The organism is Aquicoccus sp., from assembly GCF_041686535.1.
Classification (GTDB): Bacteria; Pseudomonadota; Alphaproteobacteria; order Rhodobacterales; family Rhodobacteraceae; genus Aquicoccus.
Genome location: NZ_JAWLDS010000182.1, coordinates 1 through 3,070, shown reverse-complemented (window position 1 = coordinate 3,070; position 3,070 = coordinate 1). Strand labels below are relative to the sequence as shown.

The following is a 3,070-nucleotide window of genomic DNA, read 5'->3' as shown; positions in this document are numbered from 1 at the left end:
TGCGGGGCGCTTGCGGCGCGGGGCGCACGCGGTGGCCCCGTCGGTTTCGGGGCCGGCGGGCCCTGCGGCTTGGTCGAGGGGTCGGACTTGCGGGTCATGCGGCGGCGACCTCCCCGGGTTTCAGGGGGGCGAACTCGGCGGGCGTGATCGTCTCGCGCTCCAGCAACAGCCGCGCCCCGGCCTGGAGATCGGCGTGATTGTCGCGCAAGAGATCCACCGCGCGGTCATAGGCCGCCCCGAGCAACCCGCGCACCGCCAGGTCGACCTCGCGCGCGGTGGCCTCGGAATGATCCCGCGGAGAGACGCTCAGCTTGTCCTCCCCGAGGAAGCCGCCGCGATCCTGTTCCAGAACGGCCAGCCCCAAAGTGTCGTCCATCCCGAAGCGGGTCACGATCTGTCGCGCGATATCCGTGGCGCGCACCAGATCATCGGCCGCACCGGTGGACCATTCGTCAAAGCGGATCTGTTCCGCCGCGCGCCCCGCCAGCAGCATCACCATGCGGTTCTCCAGCTCGGACCGGGTGATCACGAAGCGGTCCTCGGTGGGACGGGTCAACGTGTATCCCAATGCCCCGATGGTACGCGGGATGATCGATACCTTGTGAACCGGATCGGCCCCCGGTAGCCGCGCCGCGGCCAGCGCATGGCCCATCTCGTGCCAGGCCACGGTTTCCCGTTCGCGCGTGTTGAGAAGATGCCCCTTGCGCTCCATCCCCGCCACCACGCGTTCCAGCGCCGAGGTGATGTCCTGCATCGCCACGCGCCCGGCCCCGCGCCGCGTCGCGCGAATCGCCGCCTCGTTCACCAGGTTGGCCAGCTCCGCCCCGGTGAAACCGGGTGTGATCCCGGCCACGGCATCGATGTCGAGATCGGGTTCGACCTGAACCTTGCGCAGATGCACCCGCAGGATCGCCGCCCGGCCGATCTTGTCGGGGCGATCGACAACCACCTGCCGGTCGAACCGCCCCGCCCGCATCAGCGCGGGGTCGAGAATTTCGGGCCGGTTGGTCGCGGCCAGAAGCACGACCCGCTCGCGCGGGTCGAACCCGTCAAGTTCGGCCAGAAGCTGGTTCAGGGTCTGTTCCTTCTCGTCGCTGCCACCTCCGTAGCCGCCGATGCCGCGGCGGCGGCCAAGCGCATCCAGCTCGTCGATGAAGATGATGCAGGGCGCGGCCTTGCGCGCCTGATCGAAGAGGTCGCGCACCCGCGCGGCCCCGACGCCGACGAACATCTCGACGAACTCGCTGCCCGAGATCGAAAAGAACGGCACCCCGGCCTCGCCCGCGATGGCGCGCGCGAAAAGCGTTTTGCCGGTGCCGGGCGGGCCGGTCAGCAGGATGCCCTTGGGAATGCGCGCGCCGAGGCGGCTGTACTTTTCCGGCTCCTTGAGGAAATCGACGATCTCCCTGAGCTCCGACTTGGCCTCGTCCACGCCCGCCACATCCTCGAATGTCACGCCGGTGTCGCGCTCGACATAGACCTTGGCGCGGGATTTGCCGACATTCATCATCCCGCCTATGCCCTGCTTCTCGATCACCCCGCGCAACAGGAAACTCCAGAGCGCGAAGATCAGCAGGATCGGCACGACCCAGGACAGCACCGTGCTCAGGAACGTGTTCTGCACCGTGCCGTCGAATTCCGCGTCGGATCGCTCCAGCCGTTCGGTCAGGTCGGGCGGCACGATATTGGTGACGAAATGGGTGTTGCCGTCGATCGGATCGCGATAGCGCCCCTCGACCTGCTCGGCGCGCACGGTGACCGCGGCGATGCGATCCGACTCGAGATATTCCAGAAAGGTGCTGTAGGGGATGCGTTCGGTGACCGTCGCTTGCGAAAACCACGATTGCGCCAGCACCAGAATCATGAAGGCGGCGGCGAAATACCACGCGTGGATCTGCTGGTTCCTGTTCATGGCTTTCCATCCGTTCTGTGCGCATCTGGACTCCGGCTTGATCAACCAGCCGAACCGCGGCCGCGCCCTTGGTACGATACGGAGTGGTCCAGCCTTGGCAGCACCTTACCATCGTAGTGGAAACAGTCGTGCTGCCATTGATCTGGATCACGTCGTCGCTCAGCAATCTGAAACGGTTGGAAGAGGCGGGAGTTGAGATTCCGATGTGTTCGCTTGTGTGCCAGCGAGATCGGAACCAAGATTCACGTGGGTAATTACCCTTCGCCACAGCAGAGAGCAGCCATGGACCTTGTCTTCGCGCCGCGCGAGATCGAGACGTGGCCGATCGACAGGCTTCGCCCCTGTGCCCGCAATGCCATAATGCCTGGGCAGGACCGGTAACGAGGATCGCCGCCAGCATGGCGCAGTTCGGCTGGACATTGCCCTGTATCGTCGCCGGTGACGGCGAGCTGATCGCAGGCCAGCCCAGTGCGCCTGCAGCATCTCGATCTCTCTGAATGGCAAGTAGGGGCTCCGAACCGACTTGCGGCGGTGCAGCGAAAAATCCCCTTGCAAACTCGGATGGATGTCAGCTTCCTCTGTTATGGCATAAAGAGGGTGCACCTGCGGTGCATGGCCTAAGTCCGCCCCCTATGCATGGACAACACGGTCGGCCCTGAGCGGATGAGGTGGATGGCTCCTGCTCCACCGGCATCAAACGTGCCAAAGTGCAGTTGCTATCGACTGCAAGGAAAGGAGCCACCAATGACAGTAAGGACCGTGGGCCTCGATTTGGCCAAGGATGTTTTTCAGGTTCACTGTGTCTCCGCGACGGGACGCCGGATCATCAACCAGAAGATCAAACGGACAAAGCTGCTGGCATTCTTTGAAACGCTGCCGCGTTGTGTTGTCGGCATGGAGGCGTGCGGATCCGCCCACCATTGGGGCCGCGAGCTGCGCAAACTCGGTCATGATGTTCGGCTGATGCCTGCAGCCTACGTCAAACCCTATGTGAAGCGTGGCAAGACAGATGCGGCCGATGCCGAAGCGATCTGCGAAGCGGTGCGTCGCCCAACGATGTGAACCAGACCGGGTTTACCGGAGAGCAAAAAGCTCGGAAGGTAGACCATGACCAAAGGAAACCCAGGGAACCGTTTTTCGACAGAGGTACGTGCACGC

At 64.1% G+C, this 3,070-nt stretch carries 1 protein-coding gene and 2 pseudogenes; 2 read left to right on the top strand and 1 reads right to left on the bottom strand.

Annotated features, from left to right (window positions below):
• Positions 1–94 precede the first annotated feature (94 nt).
• On the bottom strand, positions 95–1,912 hold the full coding sequence (ftsH, locus tag ACESL9_RS17670) for an ATP-dependent zinc metalloprotease FtsH (protein WP_372675384.1): 1,818 nt from the start codon (positions 1,910–1,912) through the stop codon (positions 95–97).
• A gap of 282 nt (positions 1,913–2,194) precedes the next feature.
• On the opposite strand from ftsH, the pseudogene ACESL9_RS17665 reads away from it, so the two are divergent.
• Together ACESL9_RS17665 and ACESL9_RS17660 are read left to right on the top strand one after the other, a co-directional pair.
• Positions 2,195–2,397: pseudogene (locus ACESL9_RS17665) on the top strand (DNA methylase); the annotation flags it as partial.
• Positions 2,398–2,656: 259 nt separating this feature from the next.
• A pseudogene (locus tag ACESL9_RS17660) lies at positions 2,657–2,971 on the top strand (IS110 family transposase); the annotation flags it as partial.
• Positions 2,972–3,070 lie beyond the last annotated feature (99 nt).

Excerpts from the sequence above, each read along its gene's own strand:
- ftsH (WP_372675384.1), bottom strand. The coding sequence starts at position 1,912 with ATGAACAGGAACCAGCAGATCCACGCGTGGTATTTCGCCGCCGCCTTC.